16 protein-coding genes are annotated in these 18,380 nt (G+C 32.7%); 8 read left to right on the forward strand and 8 right to left on the reverse strand.

Going from position 1 to position 18,380, the window contains the following annotated elements; genetic code table 11:
* Positions 1 to 125 precede the first annotated feature (125 nt).
* Together LY08_RS00005 and LY08_RS00010 are read right to left on the reverse strand one after the other, a co-directional pair.
* Positions 126 to 617, reverse strand: coding sequence for a YciI family protein (locus LY08_RS00005; protein ID WP_111658381.1), 492 nt, complete (start codon positions 615 to 617; stop codon positions 126 to 128).
* Positions 618 to 629: 12 nt separating this feature from the next.
* A complete protein-coding gene (locus tag LY08_RS00010; protein ID WP_111658382.1) occupies positions 630 to 1,097 on the reverse strand; it encodes a CYTH domain-containing protein in 468 nt (155 codons plus the stop codon).
* A gap of 121 nt (positions 1,098 to 1,218) precedes the next feature.
* Between LY08_RS00010 and dinB the strand changes: the two genes are divergently transcribed.
* The gene (dinB, locus tag LY08_RS00015) at positions 1,219 to 2,322 is read left to right on the forward strand and encodes a DNA polymerase IV (RefSeq protein WP_111658383.1); all 1,104 of its coding nucleotides are present in this window, start codon (positions 1,219 to 1,221) and stop codon (positions 2,320 to 2,322) included.
* A gap of 254 nt (positions 2,323 to 2,576) precedes the next feature.
* Here dinB and pyk read toward each other — a convergent pair whose 3' ends face one another.
* The 5 genes from pyk to LY08_RS00040 all read right to left on the reverse strand — a co-directional run bounded on the left by pyk (position 2,577) and on the right by LY08_RS00040 (position 6,893).
* Positions 2,577 to 4,019, reverse strand: coding sequence for a pyruvate kinase (gene pyk / locus LY08_RS00020; protein ID WP_111658384.1), 1,443 nt, complete (start codon positions 4,017 to 4,019; stop codon positions 2,577 to 2,579).
* Entirely contained in the window at positions 4,019 to 4,504 is a 486-nt protein-coding gene (locus LY08_RS00025) for an IPExxxVDY family protein (protein WP_111658385.1), read from the reverse strand. Before LY08_RS00025 ends, pyk begins: the two co-directional genes overlap by 1 nt.
* A gap of 137 nt (positions 4,505 to 4,641) precedes the next feature.
* A complete protein-coding gene (gene rnc, locus LY08_RS00030) occupies positions 4,642 to 5,388 on the reverse strand; it encodes a ribonuclease III (protein WP_111658386.1) in 747 nt (248 codons plus the stop codon).
* 8 nt (positions 5,389 to 5,396) lie between these two features.
* The gene (fabF, locus tag LY08_RS00035; protein ID WP_111658387.1) at positions 5,397 to 6,647 is read right to left on the reverse strand and encodes a beta-ketoacyl-ACP synthase II; all 1,251 of its coding nucleotides are present in this window, start codon (positions 6,645 to 6,647) and stop codon (positions 5,397 to 5,399) included.
* Between the two features lie 12 nt (positions 6,648 to 6,659).
* On the reverse strand, positions 6,660 to 6,893 hold the full coding sequence (locus tag LY08_RS00040; RefSeq protein ID WP_013869581.1) for an acyl carrier protein: 234 nt from the start codon (positions 6,891 to 6,893) through the stop codon (positions 6,660 to 6,662).
* Between the two features lie 182 nt (positions 6,894 to 7,075).
* Here LY08_RS00040 and purN point away from each other — a divergent pair, with 182 nt between their 5' ends.
* From purN to LY08_RS00060, 4 genes are all read left to right on the forward strand, one after another.
* Positions 7,076 to 7,642 carry a phosphoribosylglycinamide formyltransferase gene (gene purN, locus LY08_RS00045; RefSeq protein ID WP_111658388.1) on the forward strand — a complete coding sequence of 189 codons (567 nt, stop codon included), beginning with the start codon at positions 7,076 to 7,078 and terminating at the stop codon, positions 7,640 to 7,642.
* 28 nt (positions 7,643 to 7,670) lie between these two features.
* Positions 7,671 to 8,312, forward strand: coding sequence for a ribonuclease H1 domain-containing protein (locus LY08_RS00050; RefSeq protein ID WP_111658389.1), 642 nt, complete (start codon positions 7,671 to 7,673; stop codon positions 8,310 to 8,312).
* Between the two features lie 68 nt (positions 8,313 to 8,380).
* Positions 8,381 to 9,307: a PfkB family carbohydrate kinase gene (locus LY08_RS00055; protein ID WP_111658390.1), complete on the forward strand. Its 927-nt coding sequence runs from the start codon at positions 8,381 to 8,383 to the stop codon at positions 9,305 to 9,307.
* 108 nt (positions 9,308 to 9,415) lie between these two features.
* Positions 9,416 to 11,314: an amidophosphoribosyltransferase gene (locus tag LY08_RS00060; RefSeq protein WP_111658391.1), complete on the forward strand. Its 1,899-nt coding sequence runs from the start codon at positions 9,416 to 9,418 to the stop codon at positions 11,312 to 11,314.
* A 272-nt stretch (positions 11,315 to 11,586) separates the two neighbouring features.
* On the opposite strand, the gene LY08_RS00065 is transcribed toward LY08_RS00060, so the two are convergent.
* Complete coding sequence (locus LY08_RS00065; protein WP_111658392.1) at positions 11,587 to 12,195, reverse strand: superoxide dismutase; 609 nt, start codon at positions 12,193 to 12,195, stop codon at positions 11,587 to 11,589.
* A gap of 194 nt (positions 12,196 to 12,389) precedes the next feature.
* Here LY08_RS00065 and LY08_RS00070 point away from each other — a divergent pair, with 194 nt between their 5' ends.
* From LY08_RS00070 to LY08_RS00080, 3 genes are all read left to right on the forward strand, one after another.
* On the forward strand, positions 12,390 to 15,545 hold the full coding sequence (locus LY08_RS00070) for a UvrD-helicase domain-containing protein (RefSeq protein ID WP_111658874.1): 3,156 nt from the start codon (positions 12,390 to 12,392) through the stop codon (positions 15,543 to 15,545).
* A gap of 73 nt (positions 15,546 to 15,618) precedes the next feature.
* The gene (kbl, locus tag LY08_RS00075) at positions 15,619 to 16,812 is read left to right on the forward strand and encodes a glycine C-acetyltransferase (RefSeq protein WP_111658393.1); all 1,194 of its coding nucleotides are present in this window, start codon (positions 15,619 to 15,621) and stop codon (positions 16,810 to 16,812) included.
* Between the two features lie 125 nt (positions 16,813 to 16,937).
* Complete coding sequence (locus LY08_RS00080; protein ID WP_111658394.1) at positions 16,938 to 18,365, forward strand: OmpA family protein; 1,428 nt, start codon at positions 16,938 to 16,940, stop codon at positions 18,363 to 18,365.
* Positions 18,366 to 18,380 lie beyond the last annotated feature (15 nt).

Below are 18,380 nucleotides of genomic sequence, written 5' to 3' on the forward strand. Positions count from 1 at the left end.
AAGAAGTCAATTCTTTATCGTTAGTGGTAACCCACAAAAACAATAAAAACACACTAATAGTTTACAACCAAAACAAAATGTAAACCATAAAAAAAGCCTTACTAAATTTTAGTAAGGCTTTTTTGTTATCGTAAACTATATCCTTTAGCTGCCCACCATGGATGGAGCTCTATTACTAATCGTCCTGCCTTTACCATTGGATCAGAATTTGCTAAACTATCTGCCATTTTTAATGTTGGTACATTATAAATAGTAATACCTCTTATGTCTCCATCATCACCAAAAGGTCCTGAAATATCAGCATAACCTAAATCGTACATTTTGCCTAAATGTGCACGATGTTGCTTTTGTAAAATTGCAGCTTCTTCTTCATTTTGATTTCTTATTGGACCACTTTTTAAAAAGGCAATAAAATACTGCTGCATAATAACGGTATCTTTTGTTTTTTCATCAACATAATCAAACGTTTCAAAACCTTTAGATTTTAAAGAATCTAGTAGTTGTTTTGCTGTCTGCTTTACTTCTGTTTTTGCTTCTTTTAAAACAGGAGTTACTTCTTTTGTTTTGTTATTACAAGCCATTAACATGACCACAATAATTAATACTAATCTTTTCAAAATCTATTTATTTTACCACTTTTTAAATGGTGTTTTACTTAATTGCGAGTTATAATATTTTACGTCACCAGTGACTTCTTTACCCAACCATTTGGGTTTAGAAAAAGATTCTTTTTCTGAGGTTAGCTCTATTTCTGCAAGAATTAAACCTTCATTTTTTGCAAAAAATTCATCCACTTCAAAGATGTGGTTATCTACTTTTACTTCATAACGTATTTTATCAATTACGCCTTTTTTACAAATTTTTAAAAGTTGTTCTGCTTCTTCTTTTGGTATTTTTCTTTCCCATTCAAAACGCGACAGACCGTTTTTAGAGGATATCCCTTTTATAGTTAAAAACCCTTGTTCTCCTTTTAATCTTACTCGTACAGTTCGTCTTTTATTTGTGCTTAAAAAACCTTGAATTATTCTGGTTTTTTTAAAAGCTTCAGCTTTAAAAGCGTTACTAGTCACTAAAAATTTGCGTTCTATTTCAATCATGAGTTAAAAAGAGTTCTCGATACATTTTCATTTAAAAAATGAAAACACTCGAACTGACATTAGTATTATTTTTCTCTTTCATAGAGATTCCTGCCTACGCAGGAATTAGTAAATTTACAAGATGCAAAACGATTTACCAATAAGAAAGATTATTCATGTCGATATGGATGCATTTTATGCGTCTGTAGAGCAAATGGATAACCCAGAACTTAAAGGAAAACCATTAGCTGTTGGAGGAAGTGGAACGCGTGGTGTTGTTAGTGCTGCAAGCTATGAGGCTAGAAAATTTGGAGTGCGAAGCGCAATTAGTGGTGTTAAAGCAAGACGACTTTGTCCTGAATTAATTTTTGTACGACCACGATTTGATAGGTATACTGAAATTTCAAAAAAAATACGTGCCATTTTTTATGATTACACTGACTTGGTAGAACCTTTATCGTTAGACGAAGCCTACTTAGATGTTACCGAAAACAAAAAAGGAAACCCAAGTGCATCGCTTATTGCAGAAGAAATTAGAACTCGGATTTTTAATGAGGTAGGTTTAACCGCTTCTGCTGGAATTAGCATAAATAAATTTGTTGCTAAAGTAGCAAGTGATTACAATAAACCTAATGGTCAAAAAACAGTAAATCCGGAGGAAGTTTTAGACTTTTTAGAAGCATTAGACATTAGAAAATTTTACGGAATTGGTAAAGTTACTGCCGAAAAAATGTACCAAAAAGGTATTTTTACTGGTCTTGATTTAAAATCTAAAACTAAAGACTATCTAGAAGCTAATTTTGGAAAATCTGGCAAGTCTTATTATTATATTGTTAGAGGTATCCATAACAGTGAAGTCAAACCAAATAGAACCAGAAAATCTTTAGCAGCAGAACGTACGTTTAATGAAAACTTGTCTTCTGAAGTATTTATGCTAGAAAAGCTAGAACACATTGCAGAAGAGGTTGCACGACGTTTAAGCAAAAGTAAAGTGGCAGGTAAAACAGTGACTTTAAAAATAAAATATAGCGATTTTACCTTACAAACACGAAGTAAAACGTTGCCTTATTTTATTGCAGATAAAGCTGTTATTTTAGAAACCGCTAAAGAGTTATTGTATCAAGAAAAAATGAGCAACTCTGTACGTTTATTGGGTATTTCATTATCTAATTTAAACACCGAAAAGAAAGCTAAACCAATTACAAAAGACAAAGAGGTGAGTGTGCAGTTGCGTTTTGAGTTTTAAATTAAAAAAACCAGTTATATTTCTATAACTGGTTTTAATTATAAATACTATTGTTGGCCATGTACTTCGACTTCGTTCAGCATGACACGTTAGCGATTACTCATTCATTTTATTTAGGAAGAAATCGTGATTACTTCGTAGTTGAAACAACATCCTTTTTTGTGCGCGCTTATGCGCAAAAAAGATATAGTGGATAGCGCGACCCTTGTGGTAACGCCCAAAAAGAGATTCTTCACTTCGTTCTGAATGACAAACTAGAAACTACAACTAGTAATCTCTGTCACTCTTAACGTATTAACCATTCCTTTTTCTTGGATTGGCATAGCTGCTAAACTAATTAGCATATCTCCTACTTCTAAAAATCCTTTTTTACATGCAATTGCGTTAACGTCTTCAATGGTTTCGTCTGTGCTAACAAACTTATCGTAATAAAAGGCTGTAACTCCCCAAAGTAAACTTAACTGTGTTAAAATACGCTTATTTGAAGTAAATACTAAAATATGCGTGTTTGGTCGCCAAGCAGAAATCTGAAAGGCTGTATAACCACTATTGGTTAATGTTGAAATAGCTTTAGCATCAATATCATTAGCCATATGCGCTGCATGATAACAAATAGATTTTGTGATGTAACGTTTAGTACGAATATGTGGTGGTGATTGTGGCACTTGGATTAAGTCCGAATCTTCTACACTTTTTATAATGTTTGACATCTGACGGATAACTTGCACTGGATAACTTCCTACACTAGTCTCTCCAGATAACATCACTGCATCTGCACCATCCATAACACTATTGGCTACATCATTAACTTCTGCACGTGTCGGTGTTAAACTAGTAATCATGGTCTCCATCATTTGGGTAGCAATAATTACTGGTATTCTGGCACGTTTAGCACGAAGCACTAACTTTTTTTGAACTAATGGTACTTCCTCTGCTGGGATTTCTACTCCTAAATCACCACGTGCTACCATTAAGCCGTCACAATAGGCTACAATTTTGTCTATATTTTCTACTGCTTCTGGCTTTTCAATTTTAGCTATAATTGGAATTTTATGCTCGCTATGTTTTTTAATTAGCTCTTCCAATTGCATTAAATCTTCTGCATGACGTACAAAGGATAAAGCAATCCAATCTACACCAAGTTTACATGCAAAAATAGCGTCTTCGATATCTTTTTCTGTTAAAGCAGGTTGAGAGATATTGGTGTTAGGAAGGTTTACACCTTTTTTAGATTTAAGTGGACCACCTTGTATGACTTTGGCTTTAACTTCAGATTTTTTGTCTGTTGAAACAACTTCAAAAATTAATTTCCCATCGTCCAAAAGGATGCGCTCACCTGGATTAGCGTCTTGTGGAAATTTATCGTAAGTCATGTAAACACGTTGTTTAGTGCCTTCAAACTTTTTACCGGTTGCAAAAATAATTTCGTCTCCAGGATTTACTATAACTTCACCTTTCATGACACCAACACGAAGTTTTGGACCTTGTAAATCTCCTAAAATAGAAGCATTGTAACCAAACTCTTCGTTTAAATCTCTAATCATTTGTACACGTTCTTCAACGTCTTTATAATCTGCATGAGAAAAGTTGATTCTAAACACATTAGCACCTTCGTCTAACATACCTTTAAGGACCTCTTTACTACTGGTTGCTGGACCTAGCGTAGCTACTATCTTTGTTTTTTTTCTTTTTGGCATTAGTTGAATATTAAATTGTCTTTAGATTTTAAGGTGTCTGCAGCAATACTGTATGCAGTGACAACTTGCGGAATCTTTAGAATTTTATTTAAAATTTTTTTTTCTTTATGCTGAAACTCTGTTTCTATTTTTAACAGATAATTTACTTTTTTATATTCTGGCAACAGGTAATAATTAGTTGCTCCTGCTGTATCTTCTCCAAATAGCGAGTTTGATTGTTGCTTTAAGTTATCGTGTTGTACTTTACAAGTATTAGCTACTAAATGGTAGGTTGTTAGTTGTTTTTGATCAACCCATTCAAAAATAGAATATGCTGTACTTAGACTTGGATTGGTAACATCTTCAGATTTTCTTTTTAATTTGATGTCCAATGTTTTATTTATTAAAAAAGCCAAACGATAATCTTCTATTACACAATGAATACCAATTAATGCGTAATACTCTTCGTCTAAAAAATCGTCTAAAGAGAGTTTTCTAACAGCCATTTTACTTAGCAAATTAAATGTAAATATAGCATTAAAACACTTACTTGCAGCCTATTTTACTTAAACTTAACAACAAATAGTTACGAAAACGATATAGTAAAATCTTGACTTTTAAGTTAGAAAAGGATTAGCAGCAATTAAATAAATCCCGCTTTAGAAATTTGAGATTGTAAAGCAAAAAAAGCACGTTTTGAAGCTTTTTCTTCAGCTTTCTTTTTTGAAGTCGCTCTAGCTTTAGCTACAATTTTATCGTTTATGGATAGTTTTACTGAAAAATGTTTTACATCATCGTTACCTGTATCTTCATACACGTGGTAATCAAAAATCTTTTTTTCTTTTTGACACCACTCTATTAACAAGCTTTTATAACTAATAACTTTACCCTCTAATTTTTCTATATCTACATAAGGGTTAATTACGCGTTTTTGTATGAATTTCTCACAGTATTTATAACCTCTATCTAAATAAATAGCTCCAATTAAAGCTTCAAACAAATTTCCATGAATATTATCTCCAAATTGTCCTTTAGGTATTTTGCTTTGAACATGTTTAATTAATTCAAGATCTTTTCCTAATTCATTTAAATGCTCGCGACTAACTACTTTAGATCGCATTTTAGTTAAATACCCTTCATCACCTCCTGGTACTTCCATATACAAGTGATGGGCAATAACAGCGCTAAGCATAGCATCTCCTAAAAACTCTAACCGCTCATAATTAATGATATGACCTTTACCATCTTTTATGTTCATAGAACGATGTGTAAAAGCAGTTTGGTAATGCTTAATTGTTTTAGGTTTAAACTTTAAGATTTTAGAAATGGACATAAAAAAATCCCCATGGTCTTTAGACTGGGAATTAAATATGTTTCGAATGCGCTTCATTCGGGTAACTAATCTAATTTTTTAAACAATACACAAGCGTTGTGACCTCCAAATCCAAAAGTATTGCTCATAGCAACTTTTATGTTTCTTTTTTGAGGTGTGTTTAAAGTTAAGTTTAGTTCAGCGTCTATATTTTCGTCTACTGTTGTATGGTTAATAGTTGGTGGTACAATACCGTGTTCCATTGCTAATATAGCAGCAATAGACTCTACAGCTCCTGCAGCACCTAACAAATGACCAGTCATAGACTTGGTAGAATTAATATTAATAGTTTTAGCATGTTCGCCAAAAACTTCTTTAATGGCTTTTAATTCTGCGACATCACCTAATGGTGTAGACGTACCGTGTGTGTTGATATGGTCTACATCTTCTGGTTTTAATCCAGCATTTTCAAGACAATTTTTCATAACAGCAATAACGCCAATTCCGTCAGGATGTGGTGCTGTCATGTGGTACGCATCAGAAGATAATCCGCCTCCTAAAACCTCAGCATAAATTTTTGCGCCTCTAGCTTTAGCATGCTCATACTCTTCTAATATAATAGCTCCTGCACCTTCACCTAAAACAAAACCATCTCTAGTAGCATCAAAAGGTCTTGATGCAGTTTCCGGACTGTCGTTTCTAGTTGATAAAGCATGCATAGCATTAAATCCTCCCATTCCTGCAATAGTTACTGCAGCTTCACTACCTCCTGTTACAATAACATCACAATGTCCTAAACGAATATAGTTTAAAGCATCAATCATTGCGTTAGCAGAAGATGCGCAAGCAGATACAGTAGTATAGTTTGGACCCATAAAACCATTTTTTATCGAAATGTTTCCTGGAGCAATATCTGCAATCATTTTTGGTATGAAAAAAGGATTAAATCTTGGTGTTCCGTCTCCTTCAGCATAATTTAATACCTCGTTTTGAAACGTTTCTAAACCACCAATTCCTGCTCCCCAAATAACGCCAACTCTAAGTTTGTTGACCTTATCTAAATCAAGGTTTGAGTCCGCAATAGCCTCGTCTGACGCGACCATTGCGTACTGTGTAAACCTATCCATTTTTCGTGCTTCTTTTCTATCAAGAAAATCTGTAGCTACGAAGTTTTTTAACTCGCAAGCAAAGTTAGTTTTAAACTTTTCAGTGTCAAAATAAGTAATTGGTGCAGCACCACTTTTACCACTAATAAGACCAGACCAATACTCGTCTTTAGTGTTTCCAATTGGTGTTAATGCTCCTAAACCTGTAACTACTACTCGCTTAAGTTCCATAAATTATTGTGCTTATTTAGCAGCTTCAATATAAGATACAGCTTGACCTACTGTTGCAATGTTTTCTGCTTGGTCGTCTGGAATCTGGATATCAAATTCTTTTTCAAATTCCATGATTAATTCTACAGTGTCTAATGAATCTGCTCCTAAGTCGTTAGTGAAGCTAGCTTCAGTTACAACTTCGTTTTCATCAACACCTAATTTGTCTACGATAATCGCTTTTACTCTTGATGCAATGTCTGACATAATTTTAATTTTTTTAGTTTTAATTAAGTGGCAAAAATAAAAAACTTTAATTTAAAACACACGATTAGTTAAAAAATGTGCTACTAATTTAATTATTTAAATTGAAGAATTTTGGTTTTAGCCTGTAATTGTTAATAATTATTGCTTTTTTTGTTTGAAGATTTTAACATTGAAACTAGAAAATGAAACGTGTAGTAATTTTTGCGTCCGGAAGCGGAAGTAATGCTGAAAATTTAATAAGGTTTTTTCAAAATAGCGACAATGCGTCTGTTATTCAGGTACTAACTAACAATCCTCATGCCAAAGTATTAGAGCGTTGTAAAAAACTGAAAGTTAGCGCGTTATCATTTAACAAAATAGCATTTACCGAAACGGAAGATGTCTTAAACATCCTTAAATCATCCAATCCAGATCTTATTGTATTAGCAGGTTTTTTATGGAAATTTCCTGAAAATATTATTAAACAATTTCCAAATAAGGTGATAAATATTCATCCTGCTTTACTTCCAAAATTTGGTGGAAAAGGCATGTACGGGATGCATGTTCATGAAGCAGTTGTAGCTAATAAAGAAACCGAAACAGGGATAACAATTCATTACGTAAATGAACATTATGACGAAGGAACGATAATTTTTCAAGCAAAATGTGATGTTTTAACGTCAGATTCTGCTCAAGATGTTGCTGAAAAAATACATACATTAGAAATGGAACATTTTCCGAAAGTGGTAGAGAAACTATTGAAAAATTAAATAATTTCCGCTTTTGTAGTAATGAAAGATGAGTAAAAAAAAGAAAAAATATTACACCGTTTGGAAAGGGCATCACACAGGTGTTTTTGAATCTTGGGATGACTGTAAAGCCCAAATCAAAGACTATCAAGGTGCTATTTACAAGTCTTTCGCCACTTTTGATGCAGCTAAAAAGGCATTAAAAGGCAACTATAAAGACTATATAGGTAAAGACAAAACGTTTAAAAGTGAACTGAGCGAACTTCAGCTAAAAAAAATAGGACAACCAAATTATAATTCTATTGCTGTAGATGCAGCGTCTTCTGGTAATCCAGGAATTATGGAATATCGCGGAGTTGACACTAAAACAAAAAAACAATTATTTATTCAAGGTCCTTTTGATGAAGGCACCAATAATATTGGTGAGTTTCTGGCTATCGTCCATGGATTAGCATATTTAAAACAGCGTAATAGTGATAAACTTATTTACACAGACTCTAAAACTGCAATAAGTTGGGTGAAGAAAAAGCATTGCAACTCTAAACTAGAACGTAATGAGAAAAACAAGCCCGTTTTTGATTTAGTAGATCGTGCAGTTACTTGGCTAAAAACCAATACTTATACGACAACACTAGTTAAATGGGAAACTAAAGCTTGGGGAGAAATTCCTGCAGATTTTGGTAGAAAGTAACTAATACAATCTTTACTTAAATTAGTCCATAAAAATCGTATATTTGCGCCTTAATTTAAAACGCTTTTATGAGCAAATTAGTCATTGTTGGTACTGTAGCTTTTGATGCTATAGAAACACCTTTTGGAAAAACAGATAAAATTCTTGGTGGAGCTGCAACCTATATAGGGTTGTCTGCGTCTAATTTTAATGTTGATGCAGCAGCAGTTTCTGTTGTTGGTGGAGATTTCCCTCAAGAGTATTTAGACCTTTTAACAAATAGAGGTGTAAATATAGATGGTATAGAAATTATTAAAGAAGGAAAAACATTTTTCTGGAGTGGTAAATATCATAATGATATGAACTCTCGTGACACCTTAGCTACAGAATTAAATGTTTTAGAACATTTTAATCCTGTTGTACCAGGTGATTATAAAGATGCAGACATTGTGATGCTTGGCAACCTGCATCCTTCTGTACAACAAAGTGTTTTAGACCAAATGACAACAAAGCCAAAGTTAGCTATTTTAGATACCATGAATTTTTGGATGGATATCGCCTTAGACGATTTAAAATCTGTTATTAAAAACGTAGATGTAATTACTATTAATGATGAAGAGGCTAGGCAATTATCAGGAGAATATAGTTTAGTGGTGGCTGCAAGAAAGATACATGAAATGGGTCCAAAATATGTCGTGATTAAAAAAGGAGAACATGGCGCATTATTATTTCATAATGACGAGGTGTTTTATGCACCTGCTTTACCATTAGAAGAAGTGTTTGATCCAACAGGAGCTGGAGATACGTTTGCTGGTGGTTTTGCTGGATACTTAGCAAGCACAGGAGATACTAGTTTTGAAAATATGAAAAACGCTGTAATTTACGGTTCGACCTTAGCTTCGTTTTGTGTGGAAAAATTCGGTACAGAACGCATGCTAAATTTAACAGACAAGGAAGTGTACAAACGCTTACAGGCTTTTAAAAACTTGACACAATTTGATATCAAATTAACATAACAAAAAGCGCTCAAAATATAGAGCGCTTTTTTTTGTACTAGACTTGTATCAAAATGATTTTATAATATTTTTGTATAACAACATTGACCAACTCACAACACAACAACAATGAGTGATGCTTTAAAACACGAGTGCGGAATTGCACAAATTAGACTTCTTAAGCCTTTAGAATTTTACAAAGAAAAATACGGAAGCGCTTTTTACGGAGTTAATAAAATGTATTTAATGATGGAGAAACAGCACAATCGTGGTCAAGATGGTGCTGGATTTGCAAGTATTAAACTAGACACCAAACCTGGTGAACGTTATATTAGTAGAGTACGCTCTATCGCGCAACAACCTATACAAGATATTTTTGCTCAAATTAACGAACGTGTTAATAAAGAGTTGACAGAGCATCCAGAATATCAAGATAATGTTGGATTACAGAAAAAACACATACCATATATAGGAGAAGTCCTTTTAGGTCATGTTAGATATGGGACGTTTGGTAAAAACAGTGTAGAGAGTGTTCATCCCTTTTTAAGACAAAATAATTGGCAACATCGTAATTTAATTTTAGCTGGAAACTTTAATATGACTAATGTTAAAGAGCTATTTAAAAATCTGGTAGAACTTGGGCAACACCCAAAAGAATACACAGATACCATTACCATTATGGAAAAAATTGGTCATTTTTTAGATGATGCTGTAAGCAAAATTTATAGAGACCTAAAAAAGGAAGGATACGATAAGCATGAATGTTCACCGTTAATTGCAGAGCGTATAAAGATTCATAAAATCTTAAAACGTGCAGCAAAAAATTGGGATGGTGGATACGCTATGGCTGGTTTATTAGGTCATGGAGATTCTTTTGTATTGCGTGATCCAGCAGGAATCCGCCCAGCTTATTATTATAAAGATGACGAAATTGTTGTGGTTGCTTCAGAGCGTCCAGTAATTCAGACCGTATTTAATGTAGAATTTGATGATGTTAAAGAATTAAGTCCTGGACATGCAATTATTACTAAAAAATCTGGCGAGACTTCAATTAAAAAAATATTAGAACCTTTAGAACGTAAATCGTGCAGTTTTGAACGCATCTATTTTTCTAGAGGTAGTGATGCCGAAATCTATCAAGAACGAAAAATGCTTGGTCGATTATTGATGCCTCAAGTACTAAGAGCAATTGGTGATGACACCCAAAACACAGTGTTTTCATACATACCTAATACAGCAGAAACTTCTTTTTATGGTATGATTGAAACGGTTGAGGAGCACTTAAACCAGAAGAAAACTCAAGCTATATTAGACGGAAACGGTAAACTATCTGCAGAACATGTTACCTCTATTTTAAAAGAAAGACCTAGAATAGAAAAAATAGCCATTAAAGATGTTAAGCTTAGAACTTTTATTACAGAAGATTCTAGTCGTGATGATTTGGTTGCACATGTTTATGATGTGACTTACGGAGTTATTAAACCCACAGACAATTTGGTTATTATAGACGATAGTATTGTTCGTGGTACCACTTTAAAAAAGAGTATTATAAAAATGATGGACAGATTACATCCTAAAAAGATTGTAGTTGTATCCTCTGCTCCACAAATACGTTATCCTGATTGCTACGGAATTGATATGGCTAATCTAGAAACTTTAGTTGCTTTTAATGCAGCTTTAGAGTTATTAAAAGAAAACAATAAATACAGTTTAGTAGAAGAAGTCTACAAAAAGTGTAAAGCACAAGAGGATTTAGAGGATAAGGACGTCACTAATTTTGTAAAAGAAATTTACGACCAATTTACACCAGAACAGATTTCGGAAAAAATATCAAGTTTGTTAACGGATGATTCTGTTAAAGCAGAAGTAGAAATCATTTTTCAACCTGTAGACAATTTACATAAAGCTTGTCCAGATCATTTAGGAGATTGGTATTTTACTGGTAATTATCCAACGGTTGGTGGAAATAGAGTAGTAAACAGAGCGTTTATTAATTTTTATGAAGGTAACAAAGAGCGCGCTTACTAATTTTAATGCAGTAAGGTTTTTCTAGTTACACATCCTTTAACCGAATATTTTTACTTTTTAACTATATTTTATAATAAATCAATTTAAATGTCGTTATATTTGAGCTTACCATAACATAAGTAGGTTAAGTTCATGGTAGATTTGGGGCAAAAAAGGTGAACTCTCGTTCACCTTTTTTATTTGCCCAAACTTTTCTAAAAAACAACTTTTCAAGCATAAAAAAAGCAGACTTTAAAAAGTCTGCTTTTCTATTTTTATAAATGTGTAAAAGCCTATTTAGCTTCTGCGTAACGTCTTTCAACTTCATTCCAGTTTATAACATTAAAAAATGCATCGATATAATCTGGACGTCTGTTTTGATAGTTTAAGTAATAAGCGTGTTCCCAAACATCTAATCCTAATATAGGCGTCCCTCCACAAGTTACACCTGGCATCAATGGATTATCTTGATTTGGTGTAGAGCATACTTCTACTTTTCCACCTTTATGGACACATAACCAAGCCCAACCAGATCCAAATTGTGTTGCTGCAGCTTTACTAAATGCATCTTTAAAAGCATCAACAGATCCATAAGCTGCTTCAATAGCATCTTTTAAATCTCCAGATAAACGTCCTTTTCCTTCTGGATTCATCACTTCCCAAAATAACGAGTGGTTATAAAATCCTCCTCCATTATTTCTAACAGCCATGTTTTTCATATCTAAATTAGTTAGAATATCTTCTATAGATTTTCCTTCTAAATCAGTCCCTTCAATAGCACTATTTAATTTGGTTGTATAACCGTTATGATGTTTTGTGTGATGTATTTCCATTGTACGTGCATCAATATGTGGTTCTAATGCATCATACGCATATTTTAGTTTTGGTAATTCAAAAGCCATAATTGTATGTTTTTAAGTGTTAATATTCTATTACCTCAAAATTAAACATTAAAGCCCTCAATTGAAAATATTTAGACCATTGTTTAATTGTATTTAATAATACTTTAACATCGTAGTTTAAATATTGAAGATAGTTTTAAAAAAAATTTAGCAACCATTAATTTGTTATTATCTTGTCTAAAATTTAAATGTTAATGTCCAAAACCCCTTCCTTTAAAGTTTATGATGCTTCTGCTGGTAGTGGAAAAACCTTTGCTTTAGTTAAGGAGTATTTAAAGCTTTTATTTACGTCTACTTTTAATGATAGTTACAAGCATATTTTAGCCATTACCTTTACCAATAAGGCTGTAGCAGAGATGAAAACTAGAATTCTGGATGCATTACAAGAGTTTCAGTTTAGAGATAGTAGTATGTTTTTAGCTATTGTAGAAGAACTAAATTTAGACCCTGAATATGTCCGAAAAAAATCAAAAGCTATATTACATTCTATTATGCATAATTATGCTGCTTTTGATGTGTCTACTATAGATGGATTTAATCATAAGTTAATTAGAACGTTTGCACACGATTTAAAAATTCCAATAAATTTTGAGGTTGAACTAGACACACCTTCATTGCTTAGTCAAGCAGTAGATAGTTTAATTGCAAAAGCAGGTACCAACCAAAAATTAACCAAAATATTAATAGATTTTGCAATAGAAAAAGCTGATGATGATAAAAGTTGGGATGTCTCTACTGACTTTAACAACATAGCAAAATTGCTAATTAATGATAATGACTTACCACATGTTAATAGTATTAAACATAAAACGCTAGACGATTTTGATGCATTAAAAACACAATTGGTAAAAAGAATTAATACCATTGAAAAACAAATTGTAAAAGTTTCTGAAAACGCATTATCATTAATTAAAAATTCTGGTTTAGAATTTGAAGATTTTTCTGGAGGAAAAAACGCCTACATCCCAAAATATTTTTCAAAGCTAAAACACTTAGACATTAGCATAGATTATAGTGCATCTTGGGTGGTAAATCTTGAAGAAAAACCATTGTACCCTAAGGCTAAGAGCGATGAAATTAAAGCTGTTTTGGATGCTATAAAACCTGAAATTGTTTCTGCTTTTAACCAAACTAAAGCAGCAGTTTTTGATTTAAAGTTTTTAAAAGCTATTTACAAAAACATTACTCCGCTTTCTGTATTAAATGCTATAAATAAAGAGTTAACTACTATCAAGGAAGACGAAAACAAGTTGTTAATTTCAGAATTTAACTCGATTATTAGTAAAGAAATTAAAAACCAACCAACCCCTTTTATTTACGAGCGTTTAGGAGAAAAATTTAGACATTATTTTATAGACGAGTTTCAGGACACCTCAGAAATGCAGTGGGACAATTTAATACCCTTAATAGAAAACACACTTTCTGGTCAAAACCTTAAAGGTGAGAAAGGAACAGCAATGATTGTAGGAGATGCCAAACAAGCTATATATAGATGGCGAGGTGGAAAAGCCGAACAATTTATAGAGCTAACAAAAGATGAAGATAATTACCCACAACAAAACCCTTTTCCTGTAGAAAAACAAGTTGTAAATCTAAAAGCTAATTACAGAAGTCACAAAAACATTATACAATTTAATAATCAATTTTTTAAATATCTATCAGAACAAAGCTTCCGTAATACGGACTATTCAGAATTATATAAAAAAGCTACACAAGAGCCCATGCTAAAACCTGAAGGGTTTGTTAGTATTAAGTTTTTAGATATTCAAAAAGAAGAAGACCAAAATGACATTTATTCTCAAGCAGTTTTTGAAACTGTAGAGAAATGTCTAACAAATGGTTACCATTTAAAAGACATTTGCGTTTTAGTTAGAAAGAAAAAAGAAGGTGCAGCAATTGCCCAATTTTTAAGTGAAAAAGGAATAAAAATAACGTCCTCAGAAACCATGCTAATTGATAACTCTGAGGATGTAAATTTAGTGGTTAATATTTTTAGATTATTAATTAACCCTAAAAATATGGAAGCTAAAATCAAAATATTATATCATGTCGCTGCATTAAATAATATTAAAGATAAGCATCATTTTTTTATCACTCACTTAGCCTTATCCATTGATGCATTTTTTAAAAGTTTTACAAAATTTTCTATAGATGTTAACCCTTCACATCTATTACAATTGTCATTGTATGATATGGCAGAAACCATTGTTAGAAGTTTCAATCTAACAAAATCTTCTAATGCTTTTATTCAATACTTTTTAGATGTTGTTTTAGAGTTTTCGCAAAAGCAAATTTCAGATATTTCAGCATTTTTAGAATATTACGATGCTAAAAAAGAGAACTTAAACATTGTCTCGCCAAGTAATCAAGACGCTATTCAGATTATGACTATACATAAGTCTAAAGGATTAGAGTTTCCAGTGGTTATTTTTCCTTATGCCCAATTAGACATTTACAGAGAAAAAGGACCACAAGAATGGTTTCCTCTAGATAAAAATGAGTTTAATGGGTTTTCTAAAGCGCTTTTAAATTTTAATAAAGATTTTGAACAGTTTGGAGACATTGGTGAAGCCATTTATTTTAAGCATCGATCAGAACAAGAATTAGACAATATTAACCTGTTATATGTTGCCTTAACTAGACCAGTAGAACAACTTCATATCATCTCTAAATTAGATATATCTAAAAAAGATGGTGTACCATTTAAAACATATTCCGGATTACTTATTAATTATTTAATCCATAAAGGGCTATGGAATGAAGCCCAATTAGAATATAGCTTTGGAAATGAGAATAAAGATATCGAACAAGAAACTACAACCCATTCTACAATTGAAACCCAAAAATTTATTAGTGTAGCAAAACAAGATCATGACATAAAAATTATAACTAAATCTGGCTATTTATGGGATACAAACCAACAACAAGCTATTGAAAAGGGTAATTTAATTCATGATATTATGGCAGATATAAAAACCATAGCAGATGTAGAATTTGTAATTAATGATTATTTAAATACTGGAGTTATAAATAAAGAGCAATCGACTTTGCTAACTAACACAATTACAAGCATCATAAACCATCCTGAAATTTATAAGTATTACACCAATAACTATACAATTTATAACGAGCGTGATATCCTATCAAAATCTGGCACTATAGTTAGACCTGATCGCTTAGCAATTAAAGATAATGATGCTGTTATTATAGATTATAAAACGGGGCTGTCAAACCCTAAATACCAACAACAGCTTGAGTATTATTCTGATATTTTAAAAGAAATGAATTTTACAGTTAGTAAAAAAATTCTTGTTTATTTAAACCAGCAAATAGATATAGTGACTTATTGATAATAAAAGATTAATTTTTTAGGGTTTAATATGCTTAAAACCTTTTAAATTTGTTGAAACAAAATTATAGTGTATGTACAATAAGATAAAAGAACATTTACAAAAAGAATTACAGGACATAAAAGACAATGGGCTTTTTAAAGAAGAGCGTATTATAACCTCAGCTCAAGGGGCAGAAATCACTTTAAATACCGGAGAAACAGTTTTAAACTTTTGCGCAAATAATTATTTAGGATTATCCTCTCATCCAGAGGTTGTAAAAGCTGCACAAGACACAATGGAAACCCATGGTTTTGGAATGTCTTCTGTTAGATTTATTTGCGGTACACAGGACATACATAAAACTTTAGAACATAAAATAGCAGAATTTTATGGTACAGAAGACACCATATTATATGCTGCTGCTTTTGATGCTAATGGAGGGGTTTTTGAACCTTTATTAGGTAAAGAAGATGCAATTATCTCGGACTCTTTAAATCATGCTTCAATTATAGATGGTGTTAGATTATGTAAAGCTGCGCGTTACCGTTATAAAAACAATGATATGGCAGATTTAGAGCAACAGCTTATTGATGCTAATAAAAATGGGGCTCGTTTCAAAATTATCGTTACAGATGGTGTATTCTCAATGGACGGGCTAGTCGCACCTTTAGATAAAATCTGTGACTTGGCTGATAAATATGATGCGTTAGTAATGATAGATGAATGTCATGCAACTGGCTTTATAGGCGAAACTGGACGTGGAACTTTAGAGGAAAAAGGTGTAATGGATAGAATTGATATCATTACCGGAACTCTAGGTAAAGCTTTAGGTGGAGCAATGGGAGGCTATACAACAGGTAAAAAAGAAATTATAGAAATGTTGCGTCAGCGATCTAGACCTTACTTGTTTTCAAATTCGTTAGCACCAGCTATTGTTGGCGCTTCCATAAAGGTATTTGACATGTTAGCTAACGATAATTCTTTAAGAGATAAGCTAGAAGACAACACTAATTTTTTCAAAAAAGAAATGAAAAAAGCTGGCTTCGATATAATAGATGGAGATTCTGCTATAGTTCCTGTAATGTTGTATGACGCTAAACTCTCACAAACTATGGCAAATATGCTACTAAAAGAAGGCATTTATGTTATTGGATTCTTTTTTCCAGTAGTCCCAAAAGGAAAGGCTAGAATACGTGTTCAATTATCTGCTGCTCATACTAGACAACACTTGGAAAAGGCTGTTAATGCATTTGTTAAAGTTGGTAAAACACTTGAAATTATTTAGAAACAATCTATAATACCAAAACAAAAGCACGAAATAATCAATATTTTTATATATTTGTCTTTGTTAATAATATTTAACAACTTATTTTTGCTTCTAATTAACACTTAAAAATTAAATTTTTGAATATGAAAAATCTTAGCAGATTATTGTTCACAATGTTACTACTTACAAGTTTAGGTAACGTTATGGCGCAAGACCAAAACAACCCATGGGCAATCAACTTCGGTATAAACGCAGTAGATGTTTTCCCAGTAGGTGAAAACACTCCACAAGGAGGTTACTTTGATGAATTTTTTAACGTTGGAGATCACTGGAGTATTTTACCATCGTTATCTACCGTTTCTGTATCTAAATACGTAGGAGATAACTTTACAATCCAAGCTGGAGGTTCTATAAACAGAATTGACAAATGGGGACAAGATAGTACTAACCCAAGCCTTCCTGTTAATGATTTAGCTTACTATGCTATTGATGGTAATGTAAGATATCATTTAGGAAATTTAATCGGTTCAACTAAACTAGATCCAGCTATTGGAGTTGGTGGTGGTTACACTTGGATTGAAGAAGGAACTTATAACACATTTTCTACAACTTCAGGTAATGCAGTTGGAGCAGGAACTGTTAATGCTTCTTTAGGATTAACTTACTGGTTCTCTGATAACATTGGTTTCTTTGTTGAGTCTAAATACAAGCACTCTTTTGAGGATTATTTAACTAAGCACTTCCAACACTCTGCAGGTTTATCTGTAAGATTTGGAGGAACTGATACAGATGGTGATGGTATCTACGACAAAAATGATGCTTGTCCTGATGTACCAGGATTAGAGGCATTTAATGGATGTCCTGATACTGACGGTGATGGTATTGAAGATGCTAAAGATACTTGTCCAAACGAAGCTGGTTTAGCTGAGTTTAACGGATGTCCTGATACGGATGGTGACGGTGTTTCTGATAACAACGATGATTGTCCACAAGTAAAAGGATTAAAATCTTTAAAAGGTTGTCCAGATGCTGACGGTGACGGTGTTGCTGATGCTAAAGACAAATGTCCAAGTGAGGCTGGTCCAGCTGCAAACGGTGGATGTCCTTGGCCAGATACTGATGGTGATGGTGTTTTAGACAAAGATGATAACTGTCCAAAAGAAGTTGGAACTGTAGCTAACAATGGTTGTCCAGAAGTAGTTGCTCAGCCAACTCAAGAAGTTATGGATAAATTAAACAGCTATGCTAAAACAATCTTATTTGACACTGGAAAATCTAGCTTCAAAAAAGAAACTTACTCTGTATTACAGTCTATTACTGCAATATTAAAAGAGTACCCAGATTCTAACTTTACTATCGAAGGTCACACTGATAGTGTTGGAAGTAAAACTTCTAACCAAACTTTATCTGATGCTAGAGCTAACGCTGTAATGGCTTACCTTATCGAAAACGGTATTGATAGTGAAAGATTAAACGCTTACGGTTTTGGAGAAGATTACCCAATCGACTCTAACGCTACAAGAGCTGGTAGAGCTAACAACAGACGTGTTGAAGTTAAACTTAAAAAATAAGTTTTAACACATTCA

Source organism: Olleya aquimaris, from assembly GCF_003259525.1.
Lineage (GTDB): Bacteria > Bacteroidota > Bacteroidia > Flavobacteriales > Flavobacteriaceae > Olleya > Olleya aquimaris.